The sequence below is a fragment of the Virgibacillus kimchii genome, from assembly GCF_055379185.1.
In genome coordinates, this window is sequence record NZ_AP043951.1 from 738,619 (window position 1) to 755,866 (window position 17,248).

A 17,248-nucleotide genomic window follows, 5' to 3' on the forward strand; every position below is an offset into this window, starting at 1 on the left:
ATTATGAATAAATTTAAGGTAAACATTCAAGGAATGACCTGTGCGGGTTGTGAAAAACACGTTGAATCAGCACTTGAAAAGATAGGTGCTAAAAATATTGAGTCTAGTTTTCGTCGTGGTGAAGCAGTATTTGAACTACCCAATGATATTGAGGTTGAAAGTGCAATAAAGGCGATTGATGAAGCAAATTACAAAGCCAGAGAAATTGAAGAAGTATCGTCACAAGAAAACGTGGCGTTAAGTAATGAAGACAATTATGACCTTCTTATTATTGGTTCTGGTGCTGCTGCCTTTTCATCGGCAATTAAAGCTATAGAATACGGTGCAAAAGTTGGAATGATTGAGCGTGGAACGGTTGGGGGAACCTGTGTGAATATTGGCTGTGTTCCGTCAAAAACTCTTCTTAGGGCAGGGGAAATCAATCATTTATCAAAAGACAACCCGTTTATAGGTTTACAAACATCCGCTGGAGAAGTGGATTTAGCTAGTTTAATCACGCAAAAGGATAAATTGGTGAGCGAACTTCGGAATCAAAAATATGTGGATTTAATTGATGAATATAATTTTGATTTAATTAAAGGTGAAGCAAAATTCGTTGATGCTAGTACGGTTGAGGTCAATGGGGCAAAGTTATCTGCAAAACGCTTTTTAATTGCAACAGGTGCATCTCCTTCGTTGCCCCAAATTTCAGGACTTGAAGAAATGGACTATTTAACTAGTACAACACTTCTTGAGTTAAAGAAAATACCAAAACGATTAACTGTAATTGGTTCAGGATACATTGGAATGGAGCTTGGACAACTATTTCATCATTTAGGTTCAGAAATAACGCTTATGCAAAGAAGTGAGCGACTTTTAAAGGAGTATGATCCTGAGATTTCAGAGTCAGTTGAAAAAGCGTTAATTGAACAGGGTATAAACCTTGTCAAAGGGGCAACTTTTGAGCGTGTTGTACAAAGTGGAGAGATAAAAAAGGTTTACGTAACAGTAAATGGCAGTAAAGAAGTTATTGAATCAGATCAGTTACTTGTTGCCACTGGAAGAAAACCAAATACGGATTCTTTAAATTTAAGTGCGGCAGGTGTTGAAACCGGAAAAAATAATGAAATCCTGATCAATGATTTTGGTCAAACAAGTAATGAAAAGATTTATGCAGCAGGAGATGTGACGTTAGGACCGCAATTTGTATATGTAGCAGCCTATGAAGGTGGAATTATTACTGATAATGCTATCGGTGGGTTAAACAAAAAAATAGATTTATCGGTAGTTCCTGCTGTTACGTTTACGAATCCAACGGTTGCAACGGTTGGTTTAACAGAAGAACAAGCAAAAGAGAAAGGGTATGATGTGAAGACATCTGTATTACCTTTAGATGCTGTTCCAAGAGCAATTGTAAACCGTGAAACAACCGGTGTATTTAAACTAGTAGCAGATGCAGAAACACTAAAAGTATTAGGGGTTCATATTGTATCTGAGAATGCAGGAGATGTCATCTATGCAGCATCATTAGCTGTTAAATTTAACTTAACGATAGAAGATTTAACAGAAACCCTAGCACCATATTTAACAATGGCTGAAGGGCTAAAATTAGCTGCACTTACGTTCGATAAAAATGTTTCGAAATTATCTTGTTGTGCAGGCTAAGGGAACTTTTTTTACAATTCCCTATTCAAGTGAACCAGCTAATACTGTACTAAAGTGTGCAGTAGTTTAGCAAAGTCTACAAAAGGATTTCATACACTATTTTGCGATCACCCATTATATAAATGCTTTAAGGGATTTTCTAAGTGCATTTGTGGTCACAAAAATAATTTAACACTGATGATTTCGACATCAAATCTATATTTGATACCTTAACACCGCAGAGTAATAAAGGATGAACAATATGTCAGACTTATTATCCCTACCAGACATTAAAACAATAGAATCACCACAAGAAAATGAAACCGATATGATGTTTAAAGTTGAAGCAGTCGGACCACCTGAACGTTGTCCTGAATGTGGTTTTGACAAGTTGTACAAACACAGTTCAAGAAATCAACTAATTATGGATTTGCCCATTCGTTTAAAGCGAGTGGGCTTACAATTGAACCGTAGACGATACAAATGTCGTGAATGCGAATCTACCTTCTGGGAACGCCTAGTATCTGTAGATGAAAAGCGTAGTATGACCAAAAGGCTTTTAAAGTCTATTCAAGAGCAATCCATGTCTAAGACCTTTGTAGAAGTCGCAGAAAGCGTTGGCGTTGACGAGAAAACTATTAGGAACGTTTTTAAGGACTATGTGGCACTCAAAGAACGTGAATACCAGTTTGAAACTCCTAAGTGGCTTGGGATAGACGAGATACATATTATCCGAAGACCTCGGCTTGTATTGACTAATATTGAACGCAGGACTATTTATGACATCAAGCCTAACCGTAACAAGGAAACAGTCATCCAACGTCTTTCAGAAATCAGTGACAGGACTTATATTGAGTACGTCACAATGGATATGTGGAAGCCCTACAAAGACGCAGTGAACACTATCCTTCCACACGCTAAAGTGGTCGTAGATAAGTTTCATGTAATTAGAATGGCTAATCAAGCCTTAGATAACGTCAGAAAGTCTTTGAAAGCTCATATGAGCCAAAAAGAAAGACGTACCCTTATGCGTGAAAGGTTTATCCTTCTAAAGCGTAAACACGATCTAAATGAACGTGAATCATTCCTCTTAGAGACTTGGTTAGGTAATCTTCCTGCCTTAAAAGAAGCCTATGAACTCAAAGAAGAGTTTTACTGGATATGGGATACTCCTGATTCAGATGAAGGTCGTCTTCGTTATAGTCAATGGAGACACCGTTGTATGTCCAGTAACTCTAAAGATGCATATAAAGACCTCGTGAGAGCCGTAGACAACTGGCATGTCGAAATATTCAACTACTTTGATAAAAGGCTCACTAACGCTTATACGGAGTCAATTAACAGCATTATTAGGCAGGTAGAGCGAATGGGTAGAGGTTACTCGTTTGATGCCTTACGAGCCAAAATCCTTTTCAATGAGAAGCTCCATAAAAAGCGTAAGCCACGATTTAATTCAAGTGCTTTCAATAAAGCTATGTTACACGATAATTTCAATTGGTATGAAGTGAATGATCATAACATTACAGACAACTTTGGTGTCGATTTTTCCACACTTATTAAGAATTTGGAGAAGGGTGATTTATAAGCCCTTTTCCACCATAAAAACCGAATACCCCAAAAAAATAAGTATAGACAAACCTTATCAAAAATTACTTCTTCATTTGTGGATCTTTTTATTTTCAACCTGTTATAATTTTTATTTTCTTGACCAACTTTGTCCAGCGTGAAAGAGTCTAGAATACTGCTACTCTGATTTATTATTTTTAAATTCCCATCTTTGCCTATTTGTTCATCCATTTGTGCATTTAATGGATGTGTATACGCAATTTTATCAGCAGTAACGAATTTTTTATCATCCCCTTTAAAAATCGTTCCTTCATCAATATAGGATGTAGTATAATTCTCAAACCCGTAGTCTAATAGTTTTATAGTGTCATTATATGATTCATCTTTAATATCACTTTTCATCGTAATAACAATTAAGCTTAAGCCTTCTCTCTCGGCTGTTGTTGCTAACGTATAACCTGACTGATTCACAAATCCATTTTTCCCTCCGGTTACTCCTTCATAAGGAATTTCCCCTTTCACTAATTTATGATGTGTTATAAGTGTGGTGTTCCAAGTCATCCCATCCCATTTTAATTCCTCTGTCCCAAATATATCACGAAACGTTTCATTTTTTATTGCATATTGGGTTATTCTGGCAAAATCCTCTGCAGTGGTTACATGATCAGGGTCAAAAAGTCCGTGGGGATTTTCAAAGTTTGTATTTTGCACACCAATCTTTTCTTGTAAATAAAGATTTATATCAGACGAGAATTGCTCAACGCTTCCACTCAAGTGTTCTGCAATTGCAACACCTGCATCGTTTCCGGAGTTAATTAATAATCCCTGTACAAGTTGTTTTAATGGTACTTTTTCTCCTGCTTCTAAGTAAACAGTTGATCCATCTGTATTTCTGGCATTATTGCTTACAGTGACTTCTTCATTTAAATCGGCGGTTTCTATCGCATATATGGCTGTTGCAATTTTTGTTATACTTGCAGGATACATTTGTACATTTGCATTTTTTCCATAAATTACTGTTCCGGTATTTGCTTCTATAATGATTGCAGTCTCACTTGAAAGGGGTGGAGGAGGCGGATTTGATTCGCCAAAAGCTTTAGAAATAAATAAGGAGTTTACGAAAGCTATAGTTGTGATAGATATAATAATTATTCTCATATTACAAAGCTCCAAACCTGTTTTTATCTTGCTGATTCGCAATATATCTTACTGTTTCCTGATCAGAATTAGTAGGTGAATGATAGTTCTGCTGGTATGTTTCGTGACCTTTTCCCGTAATAATTATCCAATCATCTTGATTAGTATATTCTATAGCCCATTTAATGGCCAAGGTGCGGTCGGGAATTATAACACCTTTTTCATTTCCATAGTTAATGTTCAGGTAATTTAATGTTTCTATCATTTCACTGTATGATATAGTATTTAAATCATCCATGGTCAAAACAAATCTATCGCTTAATTCGGAGGTGATTGCCAGCATCCCTTGTCTTTTAAATTGATCTCTGTCTCCGCGGAAGCCAAAAACGTGAATCACCTTTTTTGCACCGTATTTCTTTGCAGTTGTTAAACAGTGAAAAACAGCATCTTCTGTGTGAGCATAGTCGATGACGACCGTTGCACCATTGAATAGTTTTATAGTTTCAAATCGTCCCTTCACTCCTTCAAAATATGAAAGGGATTCAATTATTCCCTCCTTTGGTATACCTAATAACCTGGATGTTTTGTATGCCATGGCAGTATTATACATGTTATGAATGCCATTCATTGGAGAAAAAATATGATTTATTTCATCATTTTCTTTAACTGCAATAGTGGATTTTTCATTGTTAAAACGAAGTATCCTAAGCTCATCTTCTGCATATTGACCAACACCATATACGGTTATTCCTCTTACTTCCAGGGTCTTAACTAGTTTTTCACCCCAATAATTATCCGTGTTGACAATAGCTTGTCCACTATCTTTTAGATAATTAAACAATAACATCTTGGTTTGAAAATATTCTTCTATTGTATCGTGATAATCTAAATGTTCATGTTCAAGATTCGTAAAAAGGCAAAAATCAAACATTGCTCCTTCGATTCGTTGTTGTGATAACCCATGAGAAGAAACTTCAACTATGATGACTTCATCTTTGCTCTCATATAGCAGTTTCTGTAAATCTAATGCACTGGGGGTGGTGTTGCTGCTCTCCTTCGCATTACCATTGATCACGTATTGAATTGTTCCAATCAATGAACAAGTTTTTCCACTTTCCTCCAATATATGTTTCAGTAAATAACTTGTTGTTGTTTTTCCATTCGTTCCGGTAATTCCAATCATTAATTTACTTTTGGAAGGATTACCATAGAAATTTTTAGCAACAACACCTAACGCTTTTCTGCTATTGTCAACTCGGATATAAGGTACAGGCAAACTGGGGATATCTGTTTCACCTATAATTACGCACGCACCTTTTTCAATGGCATCTCCTATATAATCATGACCGTTTGAATTATATCCATTAACAGCCACAAAAATGTAGTCTTTTGATACTTCATCTGAATTCTCGGCAATCCCTTTAATGGATAGGTTTATTGTTTTAGGCTTTATTTCCTCTTTTATATCAAGGTCTTCAATTAAATGTTTTAATTTCATAGATGACAGACTCCTCTAACTAATAATCTTCATATTATAGTGAAGTTATGAAGAAAATGTGCAGATTTAAAACTGTAATAATTAATTAATATTATTGATAATTTTGTAATAAAACGGTTCTAATGTGACAGGTGATTTAATGCTATTGTTCATATACATGTTTGATAATATTGTGTCCACTTTGTTAATTTGTTCAATCTACACAGATTCTACAAATAATTATTTTATATTTGAAGGCAGGGTGCAAATTTTGATGAATGATTCATTTAAATTTTATTGTTTGTGTGATACATATGAGTTTGGAACAAGGGAAATAAGAAAAACAAAAAAGAAATCGTTTAACCTTTAGAACATCAATTTTAGCTGTATTATTTGGGGCTATTATATCTCCAATTTACAGGCAGATAATGCAGTATATGGAGAAGGAGATGTGGCACATGACTTTAATTAAAAGCTAATTAACCAGAATAACGAATTAGAAACGATACAGTTAAGCGATTATGAAGGGAAAGGAATAATGCTGAATTTTTGGGGGACCTGGTGCAAACCATGTGAGGAGAAAATGCCTTATATGGAAGAATTATATCCAAAGTATAAAGAAAAAGGCATTGAAATTATTGCAGTCAGTTTAGATAGTACGGAATTTGTGGTGGAACGTTTTATTAATAAATATGATTTAACATTTCCCATCCCACATGATAAGACTGGAGAAGTACAGGATCTATATAAAGTAGGAACACTTCCGAGCAGCTATTTTATTCGTTATGATGGAATAATTGAAATGGTAGTCACCAAGGATCTCAGATTAAAGCGACTGAAGAATATCTTCAGGAAATATTGCCGCAGCAATAGAAATACGGAGGGATAAGCAGTGAATGAAATTAATATTTTTTTAGCTTTTGGCGCCGGTTTTTTATCTTTTATTTCACCTTGTGTTTTACCACTATATCCAGCATTTTTATCTTATATTACAGGGATGAGTGTTAGCGAAATAAAAGAAGAAAACACAAAAATGAATAAAAAGGCATTACTACATACCGTCTTCTTTCTCATAGGATTTTCAAGTATTTTCATCATGATAGGTTTTACCGCATCTGCAGTCTCCGAGTTCCTGTTAACCTATCAGGATATTATAAGACAGATAGGTGCGGTCCTCATTGTTTTCTTTGGCCTTGTAATTGTAGGCGTATTGAATTTTAATTTCCTTATGAAAGATAGAAAGGTTACATTTAAGAACCGGCCATCTGGATTTTTTGGTTCCTTTATTATAGGAATGGCATTTTCATTAGGGTGGACACCTTGTATGGGTCCTATACTAGCTATTGTACTATCGTTGGCCGCAACTAATCCGGATATTGGAATGGTTATGATGATTAGTTATATATTAGGATTTTCTATTCCTTTTCTAGTATTATCATTCTTTATTGGCAAATTAAAATGGATTAGAAAACATAGCATCAGGCTTATCAAAATCGGCGGGTATATCATGATTTTCATGGGAATTGCCCTTTTCTTCGATTGGATTACTAAATTAACTTCCTTCTTAGCAGCATGGTTTGGCTTTTCCGGTTTTTAATATTTTTCTGCATATCTTCTATTAAAAAGGAAACTATCACCTCGTATATCTTAGTGATAGTCTCCTTTTTCTATACTTCCAATAACTGTACGATGACTTTACCTTCTTCATTTCTGGATAAAAGAACTTTTTCACCAGGGCTTAAACAGCGATAATTTTGCATGTTATGCGGTTTAACGAGGGTTACTTTCTTTTGATCATCAAGTTCTATTTCATTATTGCAGCGGCTTATTCCTTTATCGTTAGCCGCATAGTCAGGAGTGGATTATTTATATAGTTAAATAAATAAAACGTCCGGATAATAAAATGATCCAGACGTTTAATAAAAATGGCTTTCAGTTACTATTGTACAATCAATGTCGCTGTCATATCATCATGTCCTTGACCACAAGGAATGTTACAATAAATTGTGTATTCTCCCGGTTCTTCCGGCGTAAATGTTGCTTCACCCTCACCCTCAATATTCACATCTAGCTCATCTATTGCAATTCCGTGCATTCCTTCATCATTTGTTAATGTTATTTTAACCTCTTCACCTGCATTTACGGTGTTTTCAGTCGGGTCAAGTGCAAAGTTGGATGCTGTGATGTCAATCTGACTAGTGGCAGATGAATCATCTGAAGAATCAGTGTCACCAGTTTGTTCTGTGTCATCCCCGCCACAAGCAGCGAGAAATAATACAACACCTAAAAAGATTGCTGCTAATAAAGCTTTTTTCAAAAATAAAACCTCCAATCTATTTCTTTTAATCATTTACTTTCAACAATTATATTACTTGGTAAATATGCATTTTTTATGAAGACAAAGAGACAAATATATGAACATTTAAAAGTATGAATATGGTGCAAATCAAAATTCCTAGAAGAGTCTTCGAATGATGTGACAGTGATTACTTTTCCAACTAAGAAAGAAAAAGGAACGATTGAAGTTGGAAATGGTTCTTATAGTGGTGTCGTGTTGTATCAAACACGGTTAAAAAAGTATATATAAAACCATTATGTATGTATGAAGACAATGTGACTGTAATTAATTTAGAATAATAACATAGAAAACCACTGTTTAGTTCAGTGGTTTTCTTTACTGACGATGAACTCTATTCATTTGAATGATGTTCAATATGGTGGTGATTAGGTGAGTCATCAACATTAGTAACAATAGGCTCCATTTGATTAAAAACAATGAAAATCAATCCAAAAAGAATAACTATGAACAACGGATTAGTATAAAATGTTGACTCTTTTTTATTAACTTCTTTTTGAATCACAAAGAAAAGTATTAATAAAGTGAACAGAAATAAAAAGAACATTATTTTTATGGTTGAATCATAATATTCTATCGCTATCATTTCCCCAAGCATAGCTCCCATCATTCCTCCCATGAGTCCAGACAGCAAGCCATCCAATACCGCCATAGCACTAATTGGTAGACCAGCAATAAAACCAGTTGACATTCCAATAACAATACCCAAAATCGTAGCCATAAAGAAATTATCCGGGATTAATATTCCCAAAATAACACCTACAGTAAGACCGATACTCATACCAATTGACATAGCTATCATCATGCCAACCATATTTGTAATCTTATCTCTATACAAAAAAGATTTATAGATAATTAGTACTGAGAGTGAGAAAATCGTTATAAGTATTAAAAGTAACGGCGTCCCCATTATTTTACTCCTTTCTGTCTTGTCCAGTATAATTAACTGTATGTGTTTTATAACCGAAATATTCTATTGTGAATATTAGGAAATGATTAGCAGTTGCAGACGGATACCTATTTTCATTTTGTTGTAAAATAAATTGAAAAATTTTACAATAACCATTTTGATTATGAAATCAAGTCAACGTTTTCTATATTCAGCTTCAAACAATAATATTGTCACATTAAAGTTATTATGATAGCATAAAAATACGATGGAGGGGTATATTGCTCAACTCCATTATTGACTTAATTATCTCATTTAAAGGTGGTGAAATACATGTCAAAAACATTGAATGTAAAAGGTATGTCTTGTGGACATTGCGTAAGTTCAGTTGAGGGTGCTCTTAAAGAATTAAATGGTGTAAAAAATGTTCAAGTTAGTCTTGAAAATGGAAAAGTTACCCTGGATTATGATGATAACTTAATTAATGATGATCAGATTACAGTAGCTATTGAAGACGCTGGGTATGATGTCGTTGCATAAATATAAACTTTCTGGAACTTAATTAAATAATCCCTTGGTATTTTCAAGTTATACGGCTCAAGAACTGACTTGAGCCGTTTATTTTTGTTATCTAAGCTTCAGTACAATAAGCTGGTTATCGTTTTTAGGTACATCCTCCCCTTCAGGCGCTTTCGGGCATTTGTTTTTTTAGGCAGGTAAGACTTTCACATGAAGCATTTACGTTGAGCCGATATTTCTATGCAAAAACTCCATCTATTGTAGTTATACCAATAGAGATACTTCCGTTGAAAGATGAAGTCCATAGGCATATGTCACACCTTTTTCATAAAAACGTATAATAACGTGACGAAGGAGTGATGACATGGAGACTCAATTGAAACGAAACAGGAATGGCCAAATAAACATTGTGTTAAGTGAAAAAAATAATGAACAGCCAAAAACAAATCATTCATTGTACACCATTGACAATAGACCGTTTTCCCATATTGATGAAGCATTTTCTTCCTTTATCGGCATGAAGGAATTAAAAGATAAAATAAAGGAAATTTATGCAACTGTTTTGATCAATGAAAAAAGGGAGCAATTCGGTTTGAAAGCTCCGAAGCAGGTACTCCATATGTTGTTTAAAGGGAATCCGGGTACAGGCGAAACCACGGTTGCGAGAAAGCTGGCCAAATTATATTTTGATATGGGTCTGCTATCCAAGGGGCATTTTATAGAGGCGGAAAGAGCAGATTTAGTCGGGGAATATATTGGGCAAACCGCACAAAAAACAAGAGCGCTGATTCAAAAAGCGATGGGTGGTGTTTTATTTATAGATGAAGCATACTCTTTAGCCCGTGGTGGAGAAAAAGATTTTGGAAAGGAGTCAATAGATAGTCTTGTAAAGGTCATGGTATTAATTCTTATGCCAATAATATGTCTAATGTTTCGGCTATAAATCAAGCACACTCACATAAAAATCAAAACAATATATACGGTGATGGTTTTGTTTTCTATGTCTATGACAAACTCGACATTCCCAAACACCAATTTGATGATTACCAATGGAAACAGTATCAAGACCAATTGGACAAGCTCGTTCATATGAATCACGTAGAATTAAAAACGTCTTATGAAATACAAAGGGAATTGGGTGTTAATGTTAAAGATTTGGAAAAATTGTTTCAAGCGAACAATGTTAAGGTATTTAAATTGAAAGAAATATCTGCTTTTAAAAGAAGCAAGGACTTTGATGAAATTTACGACTTACATATCAATCAAAAATTAAGTTTGAGTGAAATTTACAGAAGGCATGGGTATTCACCTTTATATTCTAAGAGAGTGTTAAAGGATAAAGGAATAGATCATTTGGGTTTTGTAAATCAGTTGAAATAAACGAATCTGTTTCCCGTTTGAGGGTGGACTAAGACGAAGCCTTTCTTTTGGAAAGACCATTAGTAACTCCAGAGGTGATGGAAAATCATATATATATAGTAATTTTAATCCTAAATATACACAAATGGTGGTTACAATTTTAAGAACTTACTACAACTTTTGCCAACCTTTTAAATCCAACGGGATTAAACAAACCCCAGTACAAAGGATTGGGATTGCAAACAGAGTATATAATTGGAACGATATTATTTACAAAAGATAGAAAAAATAAAATCGTATGTTAAAATGATATTGTAAAGAATGTATTAAAACTAACGGTTCAGATTAGTTGGTGAGTTTTTTTATCATATGTTCGGCAAACGGGTCATTATATTGTCGCATAAGAAGAGGGTAAATACTACTGAACGATTTAACATCTTTACTTAACTGGGTAGAAGATATTTTCAACTCATTATCATTGGGTAAGATTATCCTAATAGTAGTGCCAATTTTGATCGTTGTTACCCTTATTTATTTAATTACTAGCAGTATTCTAAAAATATTCCTGAATCACTTTTCAAATAAAAATAAAGGTTATTTTTTTCTCGTTCTACAATAGAGCGCAATTCTGGAACAAAGAACTGCGCCTATTCAGCATAAGGGCGAGATTAGAGAGGAAGATTTTTTATTGAGGTAATTGAGATATTAGGACAGATGCAGCAACTAGCTGGATTAGCTTTGCTCATTTGTGCGATTTATTATTATTTTCATTTTAAAAAAATTAAGAGGGAAAGAGAATTGACCTCGGTAGAGATAACAGTTTATGTCATAACTCAAATTGCAATTTTTCTTTGGGCTGCTAGTTCGATGCTTTTATTTTTGGATAGAATGTAATACCGCAATTGGGCGCAGTTGTTGAATAACTAATTCCGCTAATGTTGTACTATAGGGCTAGATTGCTTAAGTTTATTTAATTGGTTGTTGGAAGCAGGAGGCGAGTTTCTCGTATGAGTTATAAATTTTACAAATGGATGATGATAATTACTTTGGTGGTTATTGGTATACTTCAGTTCTTCGATTTATCTGTCATATTTAATTATATTTTATTAGTTGTTGCTATTTTTTTCTCCGTGATGTATTTGCGATTGAAATTCGAGAAGAAAGATTAAGCAATCGGGCGCTATTCACTAATAAGGAATGGCGCTAGTATTGCATATAAGGGGCAGTAAATGGGGTGAAAATAAGGGGGGGAGAAAAAATATATTTACTTTTATTTACCATAATTTATTGTGTAATAACGCAAGTCTTGAATATAGGCTATTTACTTGCTTGGGGGATTTATTTAATAGGCTTAGGCCTTGTTAAAGGATTTTTAAGTGAGGAATTAAAAGATGTATTTAATTTTAGAGAAACTAAGTTTTTGTATGAAAGATATGGATTTAAGGATTCCCTAATGGAGCTATTGTCATTAATATTAATCTTTATTAATTCATATTTAATCGATTATGTTCCTTTCACTCCATTCGAATTTGTTTTTATGTTTTTTGTTATTGCAATTGTATATCGCTTTTTATTTTGGGGCATAACGCAAACAATTAGGAAAAGGATTGTTCAGGGATAGGGCGCGATTCTGGAATAAGGTTGCGCTCCCATTTGATTCGTTAGACCACTTTGTAGAATAGGATATGTTAAAATTTAAACAGGTCATCGGTTAAAAAAGGAGATATAAGATTGTTAATTGCTATTCGCAAGTCAAGAATGAAAAGCTTTGAGTTTTAAAATGAAAGGTCAGGGAGTGCAATGAATATCGCAATATTTCTGGGGTCATTATTAGGTTTACAATTCGTCAGTGCTTTGATATATACTGGAATATTATTTTTAATTATATGGGTTACTGGGAAATGTTTAAATCGGGATGGAACTAAATGGAGCAGAATATTTAATTTTGGAAAGGGTACCGGACTTTATGTCTTTGTGATTACCCCTTATATAATTGCAATGATTGCATTATTTTTTATCAGCAGGGTTTGGTTTGATTTTATCAGTTTCCCAAACATAATCATCAGTTCAATTTTCGTTGTAATATTTTGTGCCTTAATTGCAATTTACCCATTTTCTAAATTAAAGGATTCAATAATTAAGAATGCTTAAGAGTGCGTTTAAAATCGTTATCCACCAAACGGGTACCTTAGTTGAATAAGGAAACGAAAAAATAAATTTTATCATCATCTCAACTCTTATCGAACTGAGGTGTTTCTTTACAACAAAAAGCACCGCATTTTTTAGTGCAAATTAATATACACATTCTTACTTACATTTTGGTCTGCAAATTAAAGTTTTGCGATAGGTAACGGAACCCGTTAGTAAACACACACTAGCATTTGATAGCTTCAGCGTTTTATTGAAAACGGATGGGTAACAGCAATTAATATACAAACATGCGATATCCACATTTGCACCCTTGAAAAATGTGACATTGTAAAAGGAATAACATAAAAACAGGCGCTTTCGGGCGTTTGTTTTTTTAGGCAGGTAAGACTTTCACATGAAGTATTTACGTTGAGCCGATATTTCTAAGTACAAAACTCCAGCTATTTTAGTTATACCAATAGAGATACTCTCGTTTAAAAATGAAGTCCATGGGCATATGTCACACCTTTTTAATAAAAACGTATAATAAACGTGACGAAGGAGTGATGACATGGAGACTCAATTGAACCGAAACAGGAACGGACAAATTAACATTGTATTAAGCGAGAGAAATAAAGAACAGCCAAAAACAAATCATTCATTGTACACCATTGACAATAGACCTTTTTCCCATATTGATGAAGAACTTTCTTCCTTTATCGGCATGAAGGAATTAAAAGATAAAATAAAGGAAATCTATGCAACCGCTTTGATCAATGAAAAAAGGGAGCAATTCGGTTTGAAAGCCCCGAAGCAGGTACTCCATATGTTGTTTAAAGGGAATCCGGGTACAGGCAAAACCACGGTTGCCAGAAAGTTAGCCAAATTATATTTTGATATGAATCTACTTTCAAAGGGGCATTTTATAGAGGCGGAAAGAGCGGATTTGGTTGGTGAGTATATTGGGCAAACCGCTCAAAAAACAAGAGCGATGATTCAAAAAGCAATGGGCGGGGTTTTATTTATAGATGAAGCATACTCTTTAGCCCGTGGCGGAGAAAAAGATTTTGGAAAGGAGTCAATCGACAGTCTTGTAAAGCATATGGAGGACCATCACAATGATTTTGTGCTTATTCTGGCCGGATATCCAAATGAAATGGACCGTTTTCTGTCATTAAACCCCGGCCTGCAGTCAAGATTTCCTTTTATACTGGATTTCAGGGACTATGAAGTAAATCAGCTATTGGATATCGCTGTACAAATGACAACTGAAAGGGAGTATCAATTTACAAAAGAAGCACTGTATTACCTGCAATCCCATCTATATAAGAAAAAGCACCTGGGGGAAAGAAATTTTTCGAACGCACGTTACGTAAGAAATCTGATTGAAAGTGCCATCAGAAAACAGGCTGTCAGATTACTAAGCACCCCACGACTGTCGACGGAAGATCTGCTTAAGTTGACAAAGCAGGATGTAGAGGCAGAACCTTCATAAAGAGATACTATTTTAAATCTCTGATATTATTTGCTATGATGAAATCTATAATCTTTTTAAATGTAATAGTATACATTTTACAATTAGGGGCTTTGACCGCCCGTATCCAATAAACATGAAAAGAAAGGTAAAATATATGGAAGAAGAAAAAATACTTATTATTGCCGTAAAAAAACCCGATCAGCAGGAAGAGAGATTTCAATCATCACTGGAAGAATTGGTTTCCTTGAGTAAAACAGCAGGAGGCACTGTGAAGAAAATAATGACGCAAACAAGGAGGCATATTCATCCTGCCAATTATATCGGTACCGGAAAAGTGGAAGAAATAAAAGAAGAAGTGGATCGGCTGGAAGTTGATCTCGTTATTTCCAATGATGAACTGTCAGCCGGCCAATTAAGTAACCTTGGCAATTTAATCGGTGTACGGATCATCGACAGGAGTCAGCTTATTTTGGACATATTTGCCCAGCGTGCCAGAACAAAAGAAGGTAAACTGCAGGTGGAGCTTGCTCAATTGGAGTATTTGCTGCCGAGGCTGCGGGGGCAGGGGACAGAGCTGTCCAGGCTGGGTGCAGGAATAGGGACAAGAGGACCGGGTGAAACAAAACTGGAGACTGACCAGCGCCATATAAGAAGGCGCATCCATGATATTAAGAATAGACTGGAAATTGCTGTGCGCCAACGGGAACAATACAGAAAACGCAGAAAGAACAATGATGTTTTTCAAATAGCGATTGTCGGCTATACAAATGCCGGCAAATCAACCATTTTCAATCGGATTACAAAGAGTGCAACGCTGGAGGAGGATCAGCTGTTTGCAACGCTGGACCCACTAACGAGGGAAATTAGCCTTCCATCGGGATTTCGGACGCTTATTACAGATACAGTAGGCTTTTTGCAGGATTTACCAACATCGTTGATTGCAGCTTTTCGGTCTACGCTGGAAGAAGTAACGGAAGCAGACTTTCTCATCCATGTGACAGACGGATCGAACCCGGATATGGAACAGCAGCAACGGACTGTAATGGAACTTCTTCAGGAACTGAATGCGCATAACATTCCGATGCTGACTGTATATAATAAGAAAGATAAATTTTCCGAAGACTTTATACCGGGCCGGCATCCATACTTATTTATAAGTGCATATGAACAGAAAGATATTTATAAATTGCTGGAAAGAATAGAGGAACTGCTCAAGGAGAATTGGGACAGATATACCGTGTATTTGCATCCGGCAGACGGTAATTTATTGCAAAGACTGGAACGGGAAACGATTGTCATTGAAAAGGACTTTTCCGAGGAAAAAAATAAATACATTTTTAAAGGGTATATGCGAAAGGATCACCCGTTACAAATACTGCTAGAGAGGTAGTTATACATTGAATCTGAAAAAAATGATTAATCAAGCAGAAGAAGATTGCTCTATTCCCCATAAGGAAATTGAGCAGATGACGGAAATAAATCAAAGGAGAGTTTTGCAGGCATTTAAAAATAATCGGATAAGTGACAGTCATTTTTATTCCACGACTGGCTACGGTTACGATGATATGGGAAGAGAAGCGCTGGAAGCCGTATATGCAGAAGTTTTTGGCGGAGAGGATGCACTTGTCAGGCCGCAAATCGTTTCGGGCACCCACGCGATTACCATTGCATTATTCGGCCTTTTAAGACCGGAGGAGGAGTTAGTTTACATTACCGGTAAACCATATGATACATTATCGGAAGTTATAGGAACTGCAGGAAAGAATGCCGGATCACTGAAAGAATATCAAATCGGTTATAAAGAAGTAAGCCTGAAAGAAGATGGTTCCGTCGATTTCCCGGCCGTGAAAGAAGCAATTACGGAGAAAACGAAGGTTATTGGTATACAACGATCCAAAGGGTATGATGACAGGCCTTCTTTTACTGTAGATGAGATTGGACAAATGGTGAAATTTATAAAAAATATAAATGATAATCTCATCATATTTGTGGATAATTGCTACGGTGAGTTTGTGGAAGAGAAAGAACCGCTGCATGCAGGTGCAGACATCATTGCGGGATCTCTGATTAAAAATCCGGGAGGGGGGATTGTTCGATCCGGTGGTTATATTTGCGGTAAAGAGGATCTTGTTCTTTCGTGTGCCAATAGATTAACCGCACCGGGTCTTGGCAAGGAAACCGGTGCAACGCTGGATACACTGCAGGAAATGTACCAGGGATTTTTCCTGGCTCCCCATATTGTGGGACAAGCCTGGAAGGGTGCAGTGTTTACAGCACGGCTGCTTGAATTGCTTGGCTATCAGACCAGCCCGCATTATCTGGAAAAAAGAACGGATTTAATACAGTCAGTGACTTTTCACAAAGCAGAAGAAATGATAGCTTTTTGCCAGGCAGTGCAACAAAATTCCCCTGTCAATTCATTTGTACAGCCATATCCCAGTCTCATGCCGGGATATGAAGATGAAGTTATTATGGCGGCAGGCACATTTATTCAGGGTTCCAGTATTGAATTATCCGCTGATGGGCCCATACGCCCCCCATACACTGCGTATGTACAAGGCGGATTAACATATGAGCATGTCAAAATTGCTTTATCAGAAGCAGTAAAGTCACTGCAAAAAAAAGATTACACTAATGAATAACGGGGTAAACAAAAAGGGTAGATAGAATCTATCCTTTTTTGTTTTATATTTATTTCCGTATCATTCCACAGAA

The 17,248-nt window shown here is 35.6% G+C and carries 15 protein-coding genes and 3 pseudogenes; 14 read left to right on the forward strand and 4 right to left on the reverse strand.

What is annotated here, in order from left to right; all coding sequences use genetic code 11:
- Positions 1-3: 3 nt before the first annotated feature.
- Positions 4-1,644, forward strand: a complete 1,641-nt coding sequence (gene merA / locus ACZ42C_RS03760) for a mercury(II) reductase (protein ID WP_461181734.1) — start codon at positions 4-6, stop codon at positions 1,642-1,644.
- Between the two features lie 241 nt (positions 1,645-1,885).
- Entirely contained in the window at positions 1,886-3,208 is a 1,323-nt protein-coding gene (locus ACZ42C_RS03765) for an ISL3 family transposase (protein ID WP_017187526.1), read from the forward strand.
- Here the strand turns inward: ACZ42C_RS03765 and ACZ42C_RS03770 are convergent.
- Positions 3,136-4,347: a D-alanyl-D-alanine carboxypeptidase family protein gene (locus tag ACZ42C_RS03770; RefSeq protein ID WP_461181733.1), complete on the reverse strand. Its 1,212-nt coding sequence runs from the start codon at positions 4,345-4,347 to the stop codon at positions 3,136-3,138. The two genes, ACZ42C_RS03765 and ACZ42C_RS03770, sit on opposite strands and share 73 nt — an antisense overlap.
- 1 nt (position 4,348) lies before the next feature.
- Positions 4,349-5,824 (reverse strand): UDP-N-acetylmuramoyl-L-alanyl-D-glutamate--2,6-diaminopimelate ligase, encoded by a 1,476-nt coding sequence (locus tag ACZ42C_RS03775; protein ID WP_461181732.1) that lies wholly within the window; start codon positions 5,822-5,824, stop codon positions 4,349-4,351.
- Between the two features lie 517 nt (positions 5,825-6,341).
- On the opposite strand from ACZ42C_RS03775, the gene ACZ42C_RS03780 reads away from it, so the two are divergent.
- The gene (locus tag ACZ42C_RS03780) at positions 6,342-6,692 is read left to right on the forward strand and encodes a redoxin domain-containing protein (RefSeq protein WP_461181731.1); all 351 of its coding nucleotides are present in this window, start codon (positions 6,342-6,344) and stop codon (positions 6,690-6,692) included.
- Between the two features lie 3 nt (positions 6,693-6,695).
- Positions 6,696-7,400, forward strand: coding sequence for a cytochrome c biogenesis CcdA family protein (locus tag ACZ42C_RS03785; RefSeq protein ID WP_461181730.1), 705 nt, complete (start codon positions 6,696-6,698; stop codon positions 7,398-7,400).
- Between the two features lie 342 nt (positions 7,401-7,742).
- Here the strand turns inward: ACZ42C_RS03785 and ACZ42C_RS03790 are convergent, their stop codons facing one another.
- Together ACZ42C_RS03790 and ACZ42C_RS03795 are read right to left on the reverse strand one after the other, a co-directional pair.
- On the reverse strand, positions 7,743-8,120 hold the full coding sequence (locus ACZ42C_RS03790) for a cupredoxin domain-containing protein (RefSeq protein WP_461181729.1): 378 nt from the start codon (positions 8,118-8,120) through the stop codon (positions 7,743-7,745).
- A gap of 373 nt (positions 8,121-8,493) precedes the next feature.
- Entirely contained in the window at positions 8,494-9,069 is a 576-nt protein-coding gene (locus ACZ42C_RS03795) for a hypothetical protein (protein WP_461181728.1), read from the reverse strand.
- A 312-nt stretch (positions 9,070-9,381) separates the two neighbouring features.
- On the opposite strand from ACZ42C_RS03795, the gene copZ reads away from it, so the two are divergent.
- The 10 genes and pseudogenes from copZ (at position 9,382) to ACZ42C_RS03845 (ending at position 17,175) form a co-directional block, all read left to right on the forward strand.
- Positions 9,382-9,588 (forward strand): copper chaperone CopZ, encoded by a 207-nt coding sequence (gene copZ / locus ACZ42C_RS03800; protein ID WP_461181727.1) that lies wholly within the window; start codon positions 9,382-9,384, stop codon positions 9,586-9,588.
- A 343-nt stretch (positions 9,589-9,931) separates the two neighbouring features.
- Positions 9,932-10,465: pseudogene (locus ACZ42C_RS03805) on the forward strand (AAA family ATPase); the annotation flags it as partial.
- 23 nt (positions 10,466-10,488) lie between these two features.
- Positions 10,489-10,947 carry an AraC family transcriptional regulator gene (locus ACZ42C_RS03810; RefSeq protein WP_461181726.1) on the forward strand — a complete coding sequence of 153 codons (459 nt, stop codon included), beginning with the start codon at positions 10,489-10,491 and terminating at the stop codon, positions 10,945-10,947.
- Positions 10,948-10,994: 47 nt separating this feature from the next.
- A pseudogene (locus ACZ42C_RS03815) lies at positions 10,995-11,209 on the forward strand (insertion element protein); the annotation flags it as partial.
- 951 nt (positions 11,210-12,160) lie between these two features.
- Positions 12,161-12,547: a hypothetical protein gene (locus ACZ42C_RS03820; protein ID WP_461181725.1), complete on the forward strand. Its 387-nt coding sequence runs from the start codon at positions 12,161-12,163 to the stop codon at positions 12,545-12,547.
- Between the two features lie 179 nt (positions 12,548-12,726).
- On the forward strand, positions 12,727-13,077 hold the full coding sequence (locus ACZ42C_RS03825; protein WP_461181724.1) for a hypothetical protein: 351 nt from the start codon (positions 12,727-12,729) through the stop codon (positions 13,075-13,077).
- 229 nt (positions 13,078-13,306) lie between these two features.
- Positions 13,307-13,408, forward strand: a pseudogene (locus tag ACZ42C_RS03830) (RNA chaperone Hfq); the annotation flags it as partial.
- Positions 13,409-13,627: 219 nt separating this feature from the next.
- Positions 13,628-14,551, forward strand: a complete 924-nt coding sequence (spoVK, locus tag ACZ42C_RS03835; protein WP_461181723.1) for a stage V sporulation protein K — start codon at positions 13,628-13,630, stop codon at positions 14,549-14,551.
- A 136-nt stretch (positions 14,552-14,687) separates the two neighbouring features.
- Positions 14,688-15,923: a GTPase HflX gene (hflX, locus tag ACZ42C_RS03840; RefSeq protein WP_461181722.1), complete on the forward strand. Its 1,236-nt coding sequence runs from the start codon at positions 14,688-14,690 to the stop codon at positions 15,921-15,923.
- Between the two features lie 22 nt (positions 15,924-15,945).
- A complete protein-coding gene (locus tag ACZ42C_RS03845) occupies positions 15,946-17,175 on the forward strand; it encodes a methionine gamma-lyase family protein (RefSeq protein ID WP_461181748.1) in 1,230 nt (409 codons plus the stop codon).
- Positions 17,176-17,248: the final 73 nt, after the last annotated feature.